The 16,013-nt window shown below is 66.1% G+C and carries 15 protein-coding genes; 10 read left to right on the forward strand and 5 right to left on the reverse strand.

Annotated elements, in window-relative coordinates; all coding sequences use genetic code 11:
- Positions 1–49 precede the first annotated feature (49 nt).
- Together GCT19_RS04295 and GCT19_RS04300 are read right to left on the reverse strand one after the other, a co-directional pair.
- Entirely contained in the window at positions 50–1,987 is a 1,938-nt protein-coding gene (locus GCT19_RS04295) for an MFS transporter (RefSeq protein ID WP_152851099.1), read from the reverse strand.
- A 187-nt stretch (positions 1,988–2,174) separates the two neighbouring features.
- On the reverse strand, positions 2,175–2,642 hold the full coding sequence (locus GCT19_RS04300; protein WP_026228653.1) for a CBS domain-containing protein: 468 nt from the start codon (positions 2,640–2,642) through the stop codon (positions 2,175–2,177).
- 286 nt (positions 2,643–2,928) lie between these two features.
- Here GCT19_RS04300 and GCT19_RS04305 point away from each other — a divergent pair, with 286 nt between their 5' ends.
- The 3 genes from GCT19_RS04305 (at position 2,929) to GCT19_RS04315 (ending at position 5,534) form a co-directional block, all read left to right on the forward strand.
- Complete coding sequence (locus GCT19_RS04305; protein ID WP_152851100.1) at positions 2,929–4,266, forward strand: O-acetylhomoserine aminocarboxypropyltransferase; 1,338 nt, start codon at positions 2,929–2,931, stop codon at positions 4,264–4,266.
- A complete protein-coding gene (locus tag GCT19_RS04310; RefSeq protein ID WP_152851101.1) occupies positions 4,263–5,096 on the forward strand; it encodes an alpha/beta fold hydrolase in 834 nt (277 codons plus the stop codon). The genes GCT19_RS04305 and GCT19_RS04310 overlap by 4 nt, the downstream gene beginning before the upstream one ends.
- A gap of 117 nt (positions 5,097–5,213) precedes the next feature.
- Entirely contained in the window at positions 5,214–5,534 is a 321-nt protein-coding gene (locus GCT19_RS04315; RefSeq protein ID WP_018435242.1) for a DUF962 domain-containing protein, read from the forward strand.
- Between the two features lie 34 nt (positions 5,535–5,568).
- On the opposite strand, the gene GCT19_RS04320 is transcribed toward GCT19_RS04315, so the two are convergent.
- A complete protein-coding gene (locus tag GCT19_RS04320) occupies positions 5,569–6,879 on the reverse strand; it encodes a YihY family inner membrane protein (protein ID WP_083788681.1) in 1,311 nt (436 codons plus the stop codon).
- Positions 6,880–7,008: 129 nt separating this feature from the next.
- Between GCT19_RS04320 and wrbA the strand changes: the two genes are divergently transcribed.
- Genes wrbA through GCT19_RS04340 form a run of 4 tightly spaced genes read left to right on the forward strand, consistent with a single transcriptional unit; the run spans position 7,009 to position 10,450 of the window.
- Positions 7,009–7,611 (forward strand): NAD(P)H:quinone oxidoreductase, encoded by a 603-nt coding sequence (wrbA, locus tag GCT19_RS04325; protein WP_013089936.1) that lies wholly within the window; start codon positions 7,009–7,011, stop codon positions 7,609–7,611.
- A gap of 10 nt (positions 7,612–7,621) precedes the next feature.
- Entirely contained in the window at positions 7,622–8,140 is a 519-nt protein-coding gene (locus tag GCT19_RS04330) for a DUF2069 domain-containing protein (RefSeq protein WP_321576747.1), read from the forward strand.
- A 32-nt stretch (positions 8,141–8,172) separates the two neighbouring features.
- Entirely contained in the window at positions 8,173–9,591 is a 1,419-nt protein-coding gene (locus tag GCT19_RS04335) for an FAD-binding oxidoreductase (RefSeq protein ID WP_152851102.1), read from the forward strand.
- Between the two features lie 52 nt (positions 9,592–9,643).
- Positions 9,644–10,450, forward strand: coding sequence for a metallophosphoesterase (locus GCT19_RS04340; protein WP_176135539.1), 807 nt, complete (start codon positions 9,644–9,646; stop codon positions 10,448–10,450).
- 19 nt (positions 10,451–10,469) lie between these two features.
- Here the strand turns inward: GCT19_RS04340 and GCT19_RS42595 are convergent, their stop codons facing one another.
- Positions 10,470–10,622, reverse strand: coding sequence for a hypothetical protein (locus GCT19_RS42595; RefSeq protein ID WP_013089940.1), 153 nt, complete (start codon positions 10,620–10,622; stop codon positions 10,470–10,472).
- Positions 10,623–10,820: 198 nt separating this feature from the next.
- Positions 10,821–11,759, reverse strand: a complete 939-nt coding sequence (locus GCT19_RS04345) for a LysR family transcriptional regulator (RefSeq protein ID WP_018435237.1) — start codon at positions 11,757–11,759, stop codon at positions 10,821–10,823.
- 211 nt (positions 11,760–11,970) lie between these two features.
- Here GCT19_RS04345 and GCT19_RS04350 point away from each other — a divergent pair, with 211 nt between their 5' ends.
- From GCT19_RS04350 to GCT19_RS04360, 3 genes are read left to right on the forward strand one after another with little or no spacing between them, the layout of a single operon-like run.
- Positions 11,971–13,590 (forward strand): efflux transporter outer membrane subunit, encoded by a 1,620-nt coding sequence (locus GCT19_RS04350; protein WP_321576748.1) that lies wholly within the window; start codon positions 11,971–11,973, stop codon positions 13,588–13,590.
- An 8-nt stretch (positions 13,591–13,598) separates the two neighbouring features.
- Positions 13,599–15,818: an FUSC family protein gene (locus tag GCT19_RS04355; RefSeq protein WP_018435235.1), complete on the forward strand. Its 2,220-nt coding sequence runs from the start codon at positions 13,599–13,601 to the stop codon at positions 15,816–15,818.
- Positions 15,808–16,008, forward strand: coding sequence for a DUF1656 domain-containing protein (locus GCT19_RS04360; RefSeq protein ID WP_013089944.1), 201 nt, complete (start codon positions 15,808–15,810; stop codon positions 16,006–16,008). The genes GCT19_RS04355 and GCT19_RS04360 overlap by 11 nt, the downstream gene beginning before the upstream one ends.
- Positions 16,009–16,013 lie beyond the last annotated feature (5 nt).

The raw sequence follows: 16,013 nt of genomic DNA on the forward strand, positions 1-16,013 counted from the left end.
GCGCGAGCGGCCGAGCTCGCCACCTCGGCATCCGCACACCGGCCCAAGGCTATTTGCGCGCGCCGCGCAGCTCGGTCACGATCTGCTGCAGTGTCTCGGGCGTCGCGAGCGCCGGGTCGATCGGCTCGCCGACCGCGAGGCTCAACCGGCTCATCACGCCCTTTCTGAGCGGACGCGGCCAGTGGGCATCGACCGCGCGCGAAAACACGCTGCCCCACAGACCGCGCAGCGCCATCGGAATAACCGGCGCCGGCGTGCGCCTGACGATCTCGGCGACGCCGTGGCGAAACGGGTTCAGCTCACCGGTGCGCGTCAGCTTGCCTTCCGGAAAGATGCAGACGAGTTCGCCCTCCGCGAGCGCCTGCGCGCACAGCTCATACGCACGCGCGAGCAGCGCCCCGTCCTGATGCGCGGGCGCAATCGGAATCGCCTTCGCGTGCCGGAACAGCCAGCCGACGAACGGCGAGCGGAAGATCTGGTAGTCCATCACGAAGCGGATCGGCCGCGGGCTTTCGGCCATGATGACGATCGCATCGACGAAACTGACGTGGTTGCACACGAGCACCGCCGCGCCGCGCTCCGGAATCCGCTCCGCGTGCACGAGCCGGATCCGGTAAAACGTATGCACGAGCAGCCACGCAACGAAGCGCAGCAGGAACTCGGGCACGAGCGAATAGATGTAGCCCGCGACCACCACGTTCAGCAGCGCGGTGACGAGAAAAATTGCCGGAATGCTGAAGCCGGCGGCGGTCAGGCCCATCGCCATCAGCGCCGACACGATCATGAACAGCGAGTTGAGGATATTGTTCGCGGCGATGATGCGCGCGCGATGACTCGGCTGACTACGGCTCTGGATCAGCGCATACAGCGGCACGCTGTAAAAGCCGCCGAACATCGCGAGCAGGAACAGATCGGCGAGCACGCGCCAATGCGCGGGCCGCGCGAGAAATTCGCCGACGCTGAGCAAATGCCCCGCCGGCGGCAGCGCGTGGCTCGCGAAAAAAAGATCGATCGCGAACACGCTCATGCCGATCGACCCGAGCGGCACGAGGCCGACTTCGATCCGCCGCTTCGACAGCCGTTCGCACAGCAACGAGCCGATGCCGATGCCGATCGAAAACGTGGCGAGCAGCACGGTCACGACGTCGGGATCGGCGGACAGTACGTCCTTCGCAAAATTGAAAAACGACGCGAGGAACGTCGCGCCGACGAACCACAGCCACGAAATGCCGAGCAGGCTCAGAAACACCGTGCGGTTCTCGTGCGCGAGCTTCAGATTGCGCCACGTTTCGCTGACCGGGTTCCAGTTGATGCGCAAGCCGGGCTGCGGCGCGGGCGTGGCCGGCACGAAGCCGGACACGGCGCGCCCGATCAGCGCGATCGCGATACACGCGCCAGCGAGCACCACCGCGCCATGCTCGGCGAACCCGGCGCCCGCTCCGCCGACGATCGTGCCGACCAGGATCGCGACGAAGGTGCCCATCTCGATCATGCCGTTGCCGCCGACCAGCTCCGTCTTCGACAGATGCTGCGGCAGATACGAGTACTTGACCGGCCCGAATACGGTCGAATGCACGCCCATCAGGAACGTGCACAGATACAGCAACGGCGCGCTATGCAGCCAGAAGCCCGCACCGCCGACCAGCATCACCGCGATCTCGAAAGTCTTGACGAGGCGCGTGAGCAACGCCTTGTCGTACTTGTCCGCGATCTGGCCGGAAGTGGCCGAGAACAGCACGAACGGCAGAATGAAAATCGCGGAAATCAGGAACGCCGCGGTTTTTGGGTCGACGCCCGAAAACCGCGCCGCCTGATACGTGACGAGCGACGTGAAGCCGATCTTGAACACGTTGTCGTTCATCGCGCCGAGAAACTGTGTCCAGAAGAACGGCGCGAAACGGCGCTGGCGAAGCAGGCGGAACTGGGATTCGTGCGCTTCGTGCGCGCGAGCGGCGCGCCGGGCGGCAGGCAACGGACGATCGTTCATGAAGTCAGAACAACGGCGCGGAAAATGGCATGGAAACGCACGGAACGGCGGACAAACGGGCCGGTGCGACGCGCGCCAGATCCGGACACCGGCCCGGATACAAAAAAAGCGCCCGCTTGCGCGCGCGCCCTGCCGGCAGATTCGCGCTCGCGGCAACGGCCGGAGCGCGACGTTCGAGCCACGCGCATCAACGCGCCGGCTGCTGGTCCTGTCCTTCCTGCTCTTCCGGCCAGTCGCGGATATAGGCCTTCAACATGCGATTCTCGAACCCCTGCTCCTCGACCACCGCCTTCGCGACATCGTAAAACGAGATGACGCCCATCAGCGTGCGGCTTTCCATGACGGGCAGATAACGCACGTGATGCTCGAGCATCATGCGGCGCACTTCGTTGACGTCGGTTTCGGGCGTGCAGGTGAGCGGATGGTCGTCCATCACCTTACGGATCGTCGACGTACCGACGCTGCCGCCGTTTTCCTTCAAGGTCAGAATGATTTCGCGAAACGTCAGCATGCCGACGAGGTCGCCGTACTCCATCACGACGAGCGAGCCGATGTCGTGCTCGGCCATGGTAATGACGGCGTCATGCAGCGTGGTATCCGGCGTGACCGTAAAAAGGGTGTTGCCCTTGACTTTAAGAATGTCGCTGACTCGCATCATCTATCTCCTGGTACCGCCAATCTTGCAATGCATTAAATGGTTGTTTCGATCCTATCGGAAAGGCCCATAAAAGGAAAGCGACCCGCCAGCCAAGGCTCGGCGGGGTTTCGGGGGCTCCAATTCATCTGACTTCCAGATAGCGAGCATGCCTCGCTCCCGGCACGAGCCGCACCGACCCGAGGTCCACCCCGCGGGAAAACCGCGCTTGAAGCGGCGCGCGCCAATGATAGGATGGCCGGCCTACCCTGATCATTCGCGTGGCCCTCGCGGCCCGCCGCACACGATGTCCGCCAACCGTTTCGATACGCTTGCGCTGCACGCCGGCGCTGCCCCCGACCCCGCGACCGGCGCGCGCGCGACGCCGATCTACCAGACCACGTCGTTTTCGTTCCGCGACTCGGACCACGCCGCCGCGCTGTTCAACATGGAGCGCGCCGGCCACGTCTACTCGCGCATCTCGAATCCGACCGTCGCCGTGTTCGAAGAGCGCGTCGCCGCGCTCGAAAACGGTGCCGGCGCGATCGGCACCGCGAGCGGCCAGGCCGCGCTGCATCTGGCGATCGCGACGCTGATGGGCGCCGGCTCGCACATCGTCGCGTCGAGCGCGCTGTACGGCGGCTCGCATAATCTGCTGCATTACACGCTGCGGCGCTTCGGTATCGAGACGACCTTCGTGAAGCCCGGCGACCTCGACGCGTGGCGCGCCGCGCTGCGCCCCAACACGCGCCTGCTATTTGGCGAAACGCTCGGCAATCCGGGCCTCGACGTGCTCGACATCGCCGCGCTCGCGCAGATCGCGCACGCGCACCGCGTGCCGTTGCTGGTCGATTCGACTTTCACGACGCCCTACCTGCTGCGCCCCTTCGAGCACGGCGCCGACTTCGTCTACCACTCGGCGACCAAGTTTCTCGGCGGCCACGGCACGACGATCGGCGGCGTGCTGGTCGACGGCGGCAGGTTCGACTTCGAGGCTTCCGGCCTCTTTCCCGAATTCACCGAGCCATACGACGGTTTCCACGGCATGGTGTTCGCCGAGGAAAGCACGGTCGCGCCGTTCCTGCTGCGCGCGCGGCGCGAAGGCTTGCGTGACTTCGGCGCGTGCCTGCATCCGCAGGCCGCGTGGCAACTGCTGCAAGGCATCGAGACGCTGCCGTTGCGCATGGAGCGTCACGTCGCCAACACCCGGCGCGTGGTCGAGTTTCTCGCCGGTCATGCGGCGGTCGAATCGGTTGTCTATCCCGAGTTGCCGACCCATCCCGACCACGCGCTCGCGAAGCGACTGCTACCGCGCGGCGCCGGCGCGGTGTTCAGCTTCAACCTGCGCGGCGACCGCGCGGCCGGGCGCGCCTTCATCGAAGCGCTGACACTGTTCTCGCACCTGGCGAACGTCGGCGACGCGCGCTCGCTGGTGATCCACCCGGCATCGACGACGCACTTCCGCATGGATGCCGCCGCGCTCGCCGCGGCCGGCATCACCGAAGGCACGATCCGTCTGTCGATCGGCCTCGAAGATCCCGATGACCTAGTCGACGATCTCAAGCGCGCGCTGAAGGCTGCGCAAAAGACCGCCGCTGCCGCACCTACTGCCACGAACGCCCCCGCCCACCCGGAGTCCCCATGATCGTCACCGTTCAAGGCAAACCGGCCTACGCCTACACCGGCGGCAAACCCTTCGACACGAGCCTGCCGACCGCCGTGTTCATCCACGGCGCCGAGCACGATCACAGCGTGTGGGCGCTGCAAAGCCGCTATTTCGCGCATCACGGCTTCGGCGTGCTCGCGCTCGACCTGCCGGGCCACCGGCGCAGCGCCGGCCCCGCGCTCGCCAGCATCGCCGCGCTGGCCGACTGGCTCGCCGCGCTGCTCGACGCCGTGGGCGTTACGCGTGCGTTCGTCGCCGGGCACAGCATGGGCTCGCTGATCGCGCTCGACTTCGCCGGCCGCTATCCGCAGCGCGCCACGCATCTCGCGCTGCTCGCGACCGCGCTGCCGATGACGGTCTCCGACGCGCTGCTCGATGCCGCGCTCAATCGCGAGCCCGAGGCGATCGACATGGTCAACCAGTGGTCGCATTCGACGCTCGCCGCGAAGCCCTCGTGCCCCGGCCCCGGCTTCTGGCTGCACGGTATGAACCAGCGGCTGATGGAGCACGTGTCCGCCAGCGGCGAGCCGCATCTGTTCCACACCGATTTCACGGCCTGCCATACCTATGCGGACGGCCTCGCCCGTGCAGCGCAGGTGCGTTGCGCGACGCGCCTGATCGTCGGCCGGCGCGATGCGATGACGCCGCCGCGCGCGGCGAAAGCGCTTGCCGATGCGCTCGCGCAGGCGGGCACGCCGATCGACACCGTCACGCTCGATGCGGGCCACGCGTTGATGACCGAGCAACCCGACGCGACGCTCGATGCGCTGTACAGCTTCGCTTTGCGGGCGCCGCACGAAGCGCGCTAAATCACGACGATACCCACGCCGAACCCGCCGCGCCATCTGCCGAATGGCCAGGTTGCGTTAGGCAGGCGATCGCCGGAGAATGATCGAAGCTGTCTTTTTCAGCCTCCGGAGGCCGTTATGGCTCATACAGCACATACCGATCACTTCGCGAGCTTCGCGGAGTTTTATCCGTACTACCTGAGCGAACATCGCAACATCGCGTCGCGTCGGCTGCATTTCGTCGGCTCGCTCGGAGTAATTGGCTTTCTCGCCATGGCGCTCGCCACCGGCAACTGGGTATGGCTGCCGGCGGCCGTGGTGTGCGGCTATGGCTTCGCGTGGGTCGGCCATTTCTTCTTCGAAAAGAACAGGCCGGCCACCTTCCGTCATCCGCTTTACAGCCTGATGGGCGACTGGGTGATGTTCAAGGACATCTGCGTGGGGAAGATTTCGTTGTAGTTTTACTAAGGCGGCTCGAAGTCGAGCCGCCCTGTCACGCCGCCTGGTGCGGCATCGAAGCGGCCGCGCGCTCGTCTCCGGGTCGCGCCGCCCTGGCCGCCGCGCGCGAGGCAAGCAACGCGGCGAGCGTCACTTTCAATTGGTCGTTGTCGAGCGCGGCGAGCAGCATGCCGCCGTCCACGCGCGTGGAGTCGAGTTCGAGCTGATACGACAGCTCCGCGCGGTCGATCACGAACAGGTCGTACAGCCGCTGCACGGTCACCTGCGCCGGGTTCGCAAGCAGCACGTAGTGCGGGCCGGTATGGTCCTCCTCCAGCCGCGCGATCCACTCGATCTCCTCGAGACGCTGTAACAGCATCAGCGTCGTATCCTTGTCGCGGCGAAGCATGCGTGCAAGCTCGGGCATCGTGTAGCCGCGTCTGCCGCCCTCACGCGCTTCGCACAGCCGCGCGAGCAATTCGAGCGAATCGAACAGATTGCTGCCATAGAACACCGGGCGGTGAAACTGACCGATGCGAATCGCCGGCAACGCCGATGCGATCATCGCGCCAGTCAGCGTGATGAACCAGCACAGATACATCCATACAAGGAACAGCGGCACCGCGGCGAAGGCGCCATACACCGCCGTATAGGTCGGAATACGGCGCACGTAGTAGCCGAAGCCGCGCTTGGCGAGCTCGAACGCGACTGCGGCGATCACGCCGCCAACCACCGCGTCACGCCATTCGACACGGCAGTTCGGCAAATAAACGTAAAGAATCGTGAACGCGAGCATCGTGAACGGCAGCGTGGCGCTCGCGAGCGCCCATTCGATCAGCGGTGTGATGCGCTGCGCGGCGCTAAACGACATCGACTGCGTGAACAGATACGACGAGATCGACAGGCTCACGCCGATCAGGATCGGACCGAGCGTGATGATCGCCCAGTACACGAGAATGCGCTGTGCGACGGGCCGCGCCTTGCGCACGCGCCAGATCACGTTGAACGCGGACTCGACGGTCATCATCGTCATCACTGCGGTGACGAACAGGATGATCATGCCGATCGTGGTCAACCCTTTGGCCTTCGACGCGAACTGGTTCAGATACTTGAAGATCTGGTCGTTCAGTTGCGCGGGCATCAGGTGATCGGCAAGAAAAAACTGCAGCGACGCCTGGAACGAGCTGAAGATCGGAAACGCGGTGAACAGCGCAAACGCGACGGTGGCGAGCGGCACGAGCGCGAGCATCGTGGTGAACGTCAGGCTGCCCGCGACCTGCGGAATCCGATCCTCGCCGATGCGTTGCGCGGCGAATTGCGCGAGCCGTTTGAGCGTGTCGAGATCGAAACGCACCCTAACCAACAAACCTGCCTCCTTGCCTGCTGAACCGTGAGAATGGAACTGCGGGAACCCCGTTCGGCACCTGGCCGAACGGCTATGAATGGCCTGTGCAACGGACCGAACCCCTATAATACCCGTTCAATGATGAGGCCTATGAAAGACATTCTCGTGCTTTATTACAGCCGTCACGGCGCCACGCGCGAGCTCGCGCTGGCAATCGCGCACGGCGTCGACAGCGTCCCCGGCATGCAGGCGCGTGTGCGCACCGTGCCGGCGGTTTCCACGGTCTGCGAGGCGAGCGAGCCGGACATCCCCGCCGAAGGACCACCGTACGTCGAGCTGCGTGACCTCGAAGAATGCGCGGGCCTTGCGCTCGGTTCACCGACCCGCTTCGGCAACATGGCGGCCGCGCTCAAATACTTTCTCGACGGCACCACGCCGCAGTGGCTATCCGGCGCGCTGGCGGGCAAGCCGGCCTGCGTGTTCACGTCGACCGGCAGCCTGCACGGCGGCCAGGAATCCACGCTGCTGTCGATGATGCTGCCGCTGCTCCATCACGGCATGCTGATCGTCGGCATTCCGTACACCGAGAGCACGCTGACCACCACGCAGACCGGCGGCACGCCGTACGGCGCGTCGCATTTCGCGCGCGCGGGCACGGCCGGCCATGGCATTTCCGCCGACGAACGGACGCTGGCCATTGCGCTGGGTGCGCGCGTTGCGCGCACAGCGGCGTCGATGTCCGAAAGGCCGTGAGCGAAAAACCGTGAACGACCCGCATCCGCAACCAACCGAACGCGACGACGCCCGTCGCGACGCCAGTGGCGCGGAATTCGGCAACACGTCGGCAGCCGCAACCGTCGTACCCGTGCAACCCAAAGCCGCCGCCGCGCTCGTCGCCGCTTTCACACTGATCGCGATGATCGTGCTTGCGGTCGCATGGGAATGGTGGCTCGCACCGTTGCGGCCTGGCGGCTCGCTGCTCGTGCTGAAGGCGTTGCCGTTGCTCTCCGCGTTGCCGGGCGTGTGGCGGCGTCGGCTCTATACGATGCAATGGGCGTCGATGCTGATTCTGCTGTATTTCGCAGAAGGCATCGTGCGCGGCTGGAGCGATCATGGCCTGGGCGCGCGGCTCGGCTGGCTGCAGGCGGCGCTTGCCGTGATCTTCTTCGCTTGCGCGCTCGCGTATGTCGGGCCGTTCAAGCGCGCGGCGAAACGAGCCGCAAAGCAAGCCGCAAAGCAAGCTGCAAAGCAAACCCCCAGCGAACCAACCCCGCCCGCCTGACGTCCAAGCTTCAAAACCGTCAACCGATCCACATGAACCACACCGCTTTTCTCGCCGCCTGCCGCGACGCCATCGGCGCGGCTCACGTACTGACCGATCCGCACGACACCGCTCCCTTTCTGACCGACTGGCGCCGCCGCTACACCGGCGCGGCCTGCGCGGTGCTGTGCCCTGCCACGTCCGAGGAAGCCGCCGCGCTCGTCAGGCTCGCGGTCGAACATCGCGTCGCGCTGGTGCCGCAGGGCGGCAACACCGGTCTCGCGGGCGGCGCCACACCCGACGCGAGCGGCGCGCAGGCGGTCATCAGCCTGCGCCGCCTGAATCGGGTGCGCGACATCGACCCGCACAACAACACGATCACCGTCGAAGCGGGCGTGATCCTCGCCGACGTGCAGAAGCACGCCGAAGCGGCCGGGCGTCTGTTTCCGCTGAGCCTCGCCGCCGAAGGCAGCTGCACGATCGGCGGCAATCTGTCGACCAACGCGGGCGGCACCGGCGTGCTGCGCTATGGCACCACGCGCGAGCTGTGCCTCGGCCTCGAAGTGGTGACGCCGCAAGGCGAACTGTGGGACGGCTTGCGCGGGCTGCGCAAGGACAACACCGGCTACGATCTGCGCGACCTGTTCATCGGCGCGGAAGGCACGCTCGGCCTGATCACCGCGGCGGTGATGAAGCTGCATCCGCAGCCGGCCGCGCGCGTGACCGCGCTCGCCGCGCTCGCATCGCCGCATGCGGCGCTCGATTTTCTCGCGCTCACGCAACGCGTCGCCGGGCCGCTCCTGACCGGCTTCGAACTGATGTCGGATTTCTGCCTGCGGCTCGTCGGCCGCCATTTCGAGCAGATGCGTTATCCGTTCGCCGAACCGCATGCGCAAGTCGTGCTGCTCGAGCTGTCGGACAGCGAAAGCGAAGAGCACGCGCGCACGCTGTTCGAGGGGCTGATGGAAACCGCGCTCGAACAGGGTCTCGTCGAAGACGCCGTGGTCGCGGAAAACCTCGCGCAGTCACGCGCGTTCTGGAATCTGCGCGAACACATTCCGCTCGCGCAGGCCGAGGAAGGGCTGAACATCAAGCACGACATCGCGGTGCCGATCTCACGCATCGGCCACTTCATCGAGACAACCGACAAAGCGATCGCGCAAGCCGCGCCGGGCGCGCGCATGGTCACGTTCGGCCATCTCGGCGACGGCAATCTGCACTACAACGTGCAGGCGCCCGAGGGCATCGATGCAAAGGCGTTTCTGCGGCAGTACCAGAGCCCGATCAACCGGATCGTCTACGACAGCGTGAATGCGCATCGCGGCAGCATCAGCGCGGAACACGGACTCGGCCAGCTGAAGATCGACGAAGCCGCGCACTACAAACAGGACGTCGAGGTGCGGATGATGCGCGCGATCAAGCAGGCGCTCGATCCGCTGAACCTGCTGAATCCGGGCAAGGTGCTACGCTAATGTCAGAAGCCTCCGCGACCCGGCGCGGCGGCGTTTCGCAGGAGTCGCATCCGTGAAGATTCGCGTGCTGTCCGATCTGCATCTGGAAAACGACGAGCCTGAACTGATCCCGCATGCGCGGGCGGATCTGGTCGTGCTGGCGGGCGATATTCACAACCACGCGGCCGGCCCGCGCTGGGCCGCACAGGCGTTCGACGACACGGTGCCGGTCGTCTACGTGCCGGGCAATCACGAGTACTACGACGGCGAGTTCGGCGCGCTGGAGAGCGCGACGCTCGACGCGGCCGCGCAGGTCGAAAACGTGCACGTGCTGAACAACGCCACGCTCGTCGATAGCCAGGGGCGCTGGCGCGTGCTCGGCACGACGTTGTGGACCGACTTCGCGCTGTACGGCGCGACGCCCGAAGCAATCGAGGAATCGATCGTCGCCGCGCGCCGCGTCATGCTCGACTATCGCGGGTTGATCCAGATGAACTGGCCGCACGACCCGCGCGACGCCGCCCGCGACTTCACGCCCGCCGATTCGCTCGCGCTGCACCAGCATGCGCGCGCGTGGCTCGCAAGCGAGCTGGCCAAACCGTTCGCCGGCCAAACGATCGTGGTCACGCACCATGCGCCGCATCGGCTGAGTCTGGCCGAGCGCTTTGCCGAGGACCGCGCGTCGGCAGGCTTCGTCAATCACCTGCCGGAGCTCGTGCGCGCGCCTGTTGCGTTGTGGATTCACGGCCACACGCATACGTCGTTCGACTATGTAGTGGACGGCACGCGTGTCGTGTGCAATCCGCGCGGCTATTTCGACCGGCGCACGCGCGAGTGGGAGAATCCGCTGTTTGCCTGGGACAAGGTCGTCGAGATCTAGCTGCTTCTAGCGGGCCGGCTCACCGCTCTCGCCGCGGCGCATCCTGTGACTCGACTTCGACCGGCACGAGCCGCGGCTGCTGTACACGCATGCGGCGCAGCAGATCGCGCGACGCGGCGACGCCGATCAATCCGAACATGACGGCCAAGCCGATCATCAGGTGCGTATCCATGGATGTGTCGTCCTTCAGTGGTTGCGAGGTGCCGAACGGCGGCGAATCCAGCGCGTCCGGCCACAGCGGCGACGCGTGAACGACACGTTAACAAATCGACTGCGCGGCAGAAGTAAAGAAATGTTGCGACGCGGCGCGTGTGTAACAGGCTGTCACGCCGCGCGCCCGTCGAACGTCAACGCATGACGAACAGGCCGTTCAGCTCCTCGCGAACTGCCGCAACTCTTCCTGATCCGCCGCCAGCGTCGAGGGCAACTCGTCGCGCAGGAATTCGACCCACGTGCGGATCTTCGCATCGAGATACTGCCGCGACGGATACAGCGCATACAGATTCATCTGCTGCGACGTGTACTCGGGCAGCAGCCACACCAGTTCGCCGCTGCGCAAACCGCTGATCGCCGAGTAGATCGGAATCAGCGCGATGCCCATGCCTTGGGCGACAGCCACCACCATCGCCTCGGCCACGTTCACCTGGAACGTCGCCGAGCCGAGCGAGACGACTTCCTCGCCGTTCGGGCCGTCGAAGGTCCATCTGTCGGGCGGGTACACCGGCGTCACCATCTGCAGGCAGGTGTGCTGCGCGAGGTCTGCGGGAGTTTGCGGCACGCCGTGCCGCTCGAGATACGCAGGCGACGCGCACGCAATGCTGAACGCGCTGCCAATGCGCTGCGACACGAGCCCAGAATCGGGCAGGCCGGTGGCGAGTGTCAGCGACACGTCGAAGCCTTCGTCGAGCAGATCGGGCATGCGCTGCGCGAGCGTCAGTTCGACATGCACGTCCGGGTAGCGCTGCTGGTAGCGGCTCACGGCCGGCACCACGTAGTGCTGGCCGAAGCTCGTCATCGCGTGGACCTTCAGCTTGCCGGACGGGCGCGCGTGCGCGTCGCTTGCCTCGGCCTCCGCCTGATCCACGTACGCGAGAATCTGCTCGCAGCGCTGCAGATAGCGCTCCCCCGCCTCGGTCAGCGCGATGCGGCGCGTGGTCCGGTTCAAAAGCCGCGTGCGCAGATGCGCCTCCAGATCGGAAACCGCGCGCGACGCATAGGCCGTCGTCGTATTCAGATGTTGCGCGGCGCCCGTGAAGCTGCCCGCTTCGACGACGCGGACGAATACGCGCATGTTTTGAAGCGTGTCCATACCTATCCTCTGTCGACCGGAGTTGGCGCTCTAGCCTTGCACCGGTCCCATGCAACACAGTTGCGAAAAAATCGGCAGCGATTGTTACACGATCAGCAAGGGCCATTATCTCATGACTTGTAAAAATGCCTTGCATCATTACCGGTTATTCCGCAATTGATCGAAAAATATAATTGCGCACAAGGTTCTATAGTCAAATTTGGAGGAAATCGTGCAGTCTCCGGTACGCAAAGGGATCGCCGCAGCCTCGGTTCTTACGATCCTATTAACAATCGCCGGATGCGCAAGTACCGGGGGCGTGGCGCCGCAAACGCGCACGATCAATCCTTCGTCGCTCGACGTGGGCAACGCGATTCGCGGCGCCAACGCCGATGCGCAGTGGCCCGCCGCCAACTGGTGGCGTGCCTATAACGATCCGCAGCTAAACCAGTGGATCGCGGACGCCGAAGCCGGCAACCCGAGTCTCGCCGTCGCCCAGGCGCGCGTGCGCGAGGCGGCGTCGATGGCCGGCGTCGCGCGCGCGGCGCTCGCGCCGCACGTCAACGGCAGCCTGTCGATCCAGCGCGAGCAGTGGCCCGACAACGTGTTCTACGGCCCGGGGCCGCTCGCCGGCGAGCAGTCGTGGAACAACACCGGCACGCTCGCCCTCGCCTATCACCTCGACTTCTGGGGCAAGGACAAGAACGCTGCCGAGCGCGCGCTCGACCTCGCGCACGCGAGCGCCGCCGACGCGCGCGCCGCGCAGCTCGAACTGCAGGCGAATGTGGTGCGCACCTATATCGAGATGTCGCTGAGCTACGCGCGGCTCGACATCGCGAAGGCCACGCTGCAACAACAGCAGCAAATCGTCGATCTGGCGAACCGGCGCCTGAAGGGCGGCATCGGCACGCAGCTCGAAGTGAGCCAGGCCGAAACGCCGATACCCGAGTACGAGCGCCAGATCGACGCGATCGAGGAAAACATCGCGCTCGGGCGCAATCAATTGGCCGCGCTCGCGGGCAAGGGGCCGGGCGCCGGCGACGCGATCCAGCGCCCGACACTGTCGCTCGCCGCGCCCGCCGGTCTGCCGGCCGCGCTGCCCGCGGATTTGATCGGCCACCGCCCCGACGTGGTCGCGGCGCGCTGGACGGTCGCCGCGCAGGCGCGCGGCATCGACGTCGCGAAGGCCGGGTTCTATCCGGACATCAACCTGCTCGCGTCGATTGGCGGCTATGCGGCGATGGGGCCGCTGTTCCAGTTCCTGAAGAGTCCGTCGCATAGCTGGAGCGTGGGTCCCGCGCTGACGCTGCCGATCTTCGACGGCGGCAGGCTGCGCTCGCAGCTCGGCGCCGCGTCGGCGGGCTATGACGAAGCGGTCGAGCGCTACAACCAGTCGATCGTGACCGCGCTGAAGGACATTTCCGACCAGGTGATCCGCATCCGTTCGTTGACCACCCAGGCCGACGACGCCGACCGCTCGGTCGCCGCCGCGCGCAGGAACTACGATCTGTCGCGCGAGGGCTTCCGGCGCGGCTTGACCGACTATCTGAACGTGCTGGTCGCGCAAAACCAGTTGCTGCGCGCGCAGGAAGGCGTCGCCAAGGTGCAGGCCGAGCGGCTCGGCGCGCATGCGTCGCTGATGACGGCGCTCGGCGGCGGTCTCGACGATCCGGCCAATGGACCGCGGGATAACGAAACACTGCCGGCGCATGGCAAGGGCAACAACGAAGGCAGGCGTGGCTCGGCAGATAACGGCACGGCGAAGGCAGATGCGAATGCCAACGCCAGGACAAACGCAGTCACCGCCGCCACCACCGCCTCGCGCGCCCCGAACGCGCCCGCGTCCGAGTAAGAAAGGCCATGTCCTCCTCGCCCTCCCCGTCGACCGCGCGCCCCGCGTCGTTCGCCGCGCTCTACGAAGCCGCCGCCCACTGGGCGCGCACCGACGGCCTCGTGTGGATGTATCTGTTCAAGTCGCTCGCCGCGTGTTTCCTCGCGCTCGGCATCGCGATGAAGCTCGATCTGCCGCAGCCGCGCACCGCGATGACCACCGTGTTCATCGTGATGCAGCCGCAAAGCGGCGCGGTGTTCGCGAAGAGCTTCTACCGGATCTGCGGCACGCTGGTCGGCCTGGTCGTGATGCTCGCGCTGATCGGCCTGTTCGCGCAACAGCCGGAGCTGTTCCTGATCACGACCGCGATCTGGGTCGGCATCTGCACCGCCGGCGCCGCGCGCAATCGCAACTTCCGTTCGTACGGCTTCGTGCTGGCGGGCTACACAGCCGCGCTGATCGGTATTCCCGCGTGGCAGCATCCCGACGGCGCGTTTCTCAGCGCGCTCACGCGGGTCGCGGAAGTCGTGATCGGCATCATCTGCGCGGGCGCGGTCAGCGGCCTCGTGTTTCCGCAGTTCGCCGGCCAGCAGATGCGCAGCACCGTGCGCGCGCGCTTCTCGTCCTTCGTCGAATACGTGTCGGCGTCGCTGGCCGGGCGCAACGACCGCGCGCAGATCGAGGCGACCAATGCGCGCTTCGTCGCCGACATCGTCGGCTTCGAGGCTGCGCGCAGCATGGCCATGTTCGAAGGTCCCGATTCGCGGATGCGCGGCGGGCGCCTCGCGCGTCTGAACAGCGAGTTCATGACCGCGTCGACGCGCTTTCATGCGCTGCATCAGCTGATGAACCGTCTGCGCGAGAACGGCACGCACGGCGCGGCGATCGCGATCGCCGCGCTCGAGCCGTACTTCAAGGAGATTGCGCCGTTGCTCGCGAAGTCGGGCGAGCCGGTGCTGAGCGCAGCCGACGCCGCGCACGCCGCGGCGCAGCTCGACACCTACAAGAGCGAATTGCCGAAGCGCGTGCGCGCGACGCGCGACGAGCTCGAAACGCACCCTGACGCGCCGCTGCTCGATTTCGACACCGGCGCCGAGTTGCTGTACCGCTTCATCGACGACCTGCACGCGTATGCGGCGACCTACGCGTCGCTCGCGGTCGACACGCACGCGCGCGAACGCTGGATCGAGCGCTATGAGCCGAAGACCAACGGGATCGCGGCTGGCGTCGCGGGCCTGCGCGCGGCCATCGTGATGCTGGTGCTCGGCGCGTTCTGGATCGCGACCGCGTGGCCGAGCGGCTCGACGCTGACGCTGGACGCGGCGGCCGTGTGCGCGCTCGCGTCGTCGTCGCCGGACCCGAAGCGCACCGCGTTCCAGATGGCCGGCGGCACGGTGCTCGCAACGCTGATGGGCATGACCGCGGTCTTCGGCGTGTATCCGCACATCGACGGCTTCGTGATGCTGTGCGTCGCGCTCACGCCGTTCCTGCTGCTCGGCGTGTTCATGACCACGCGTGCGAAGCTCGCGGGATACGGCATCGGCTACTGCATCTTTTTCTGCTTCCTCGCCGGCCCCGACAACGTGATCCACTACGACCCGAGTTCGTTCATGAACGACGCGCTCGCGCTGGTGCTGTCGATGCTGGTGGCGTCGATCGCGTTCGCGGTGCTGCTGCCGCCGTCCACGCCGTGGCTGCGCAACCGCCTGCTCGTCGACTTGCGCCGCCAGGTGGTGCTGGCTGGCCGCGCCGGTCTTGCGCGCGTGCGCTCACGCTTCGAAAGCGGCGCGCGCGATCTGATGTTCCAGATCAACTCGCTGTCGCAGAACGAACCCGAAACGAAGCGCGACACGCTGCGCTGGCTGTTTTCGGTGTTGGAGGTCGGCAACGCGGTGATCGACCTGCGCCGCGAAATCGCGACGCTGCCCAACGAGCCGCGCTACCACAAATCGGCACCGTGGCGCGTCGCGCTGCGTGCGCTGCGCGATGCGCTCGCCGCGCTGTTCGAGCGGCCGCGGGAGCGGCACTTCGAACGCGCGCTCGCGGCGACCGCCGATGCGATCGCGCAAGTACAGCAGCTGATGGCCGGCTTCACGCCATCGCGCGAAGAACGCCATCAGCTGCTGCGCATCCTCAGTCAATTGCATTTCATCCGTACCGCGCTACTCGATCCGCAGTCGCCGCTCGCCTCGGCGATCGGCACGCGCGCGGACACATCAGAAGAAGAAGGAACTCCTCATGCCGCGTGATATCGCCGTGCTCGATGCCTACGTGCCGGCCATTCTGCTGCTGTTCATCGCGGGTGCCGCGCTGACCTGGCTACTGGATCGCGTGATCGCCTATACGGGCCTGTATCGCGTGGTGTGGCACCCCTCCCTGTTCCGGGCCAGCTTGCTCGTGTCCGTGTGCGGCCTTCTCGGCCTCGCCGTTTATCGTTGATCAGA

Origin of the sequence: Paraburkholderia atlantica (assembly GCF_009362785.1) — a bacterium.
GTDB classification, from domain to species: Bacteria; Pseudomonadota; Gammaproteobacteria; order Burkholderiales; family Burkholderiaceae; genus Paraburkholderia; species Paraburkholderia atlantica.

Bases quoted from the DNA above. Each gene is read 5' to 3' on its own strand.
- GCT19_RS04295 (WP_152851099.1), bottom strand. From the start codon at position 1,987: ATGAACGATCGTCCGTTGCCTGCCGCCCGGCGCGCCGCTCGCGCGCAC.
- GCT19_RS04300 (WP_026228653.1), bottom strand. From the start codon at position 2,642: ATGCGAGTCAGCGACATTCTTAAAGTCAAGGGCAACACCCTTTTTACG.
- GCT19_RS04305 (WP_152851100.1), top strand. From the start codon at position 2,929: ATGTCCGCCAACCGTTTCGATACGCTTGCGCTGCACGCCGGCGCTGCC.
- GCT19_RS04310 (WP_152851101.1), top strand. From the start codon at position 4,263: ATGATCGTCACCGTTCAAGGCAAACCGGCCTACGCCTACACCGGCGGC.
- GCT19_RS04315 (WP_018435242.1), top strand. From the start codon at position 5,214: ATGGCTCATACAGCACATACCGATCACTTCGCGAGCTTCGCGGAGTTT.
- wrbA (WP_013089936.1), top strand. From the start codon at position 7,009: ATGAAAGACATTCTCGTGCTTTATTACAGCCGTCACGGCGCCACGCGC.
- GCT19_RS04335 (WP_152851102.1), top strand. From the start codon at position 8,173: ATGAACCACACCGCTTTTCTCGCCGCCTGCCGCGACGCCATCGGCGCG.
- GCT19_RS42595 (WP_013089940.1), bottom strand. From the start codon at position 10,622: ATGGATACGCACCTGATGATCGGCTTGGCCGTCATGTTCGGATTGATC.
- GCT19_RS04345 (WP_018435237.1), bottom strand. From the start codon at position 11,759: ATGGACACGCTTCAAAACATGCGCGTATTCGTCCGCGTCGTCGAAGCG.
- GCT19_RS04355 (WP_018435235.1), top strand. From the start codon at position 13,599: ATGTCCTCCTCGCCCTCCCCGTCGACCGCGCGCCCCGCGTCGTTCGCC.
- GCT19_RS04360 (WP_013089944.1), top strand. From the start codon at position 15,808: ATGCCGCGTGATATCGCCGTGCTCGATGCCTACGTGCCGGCCATTCTG.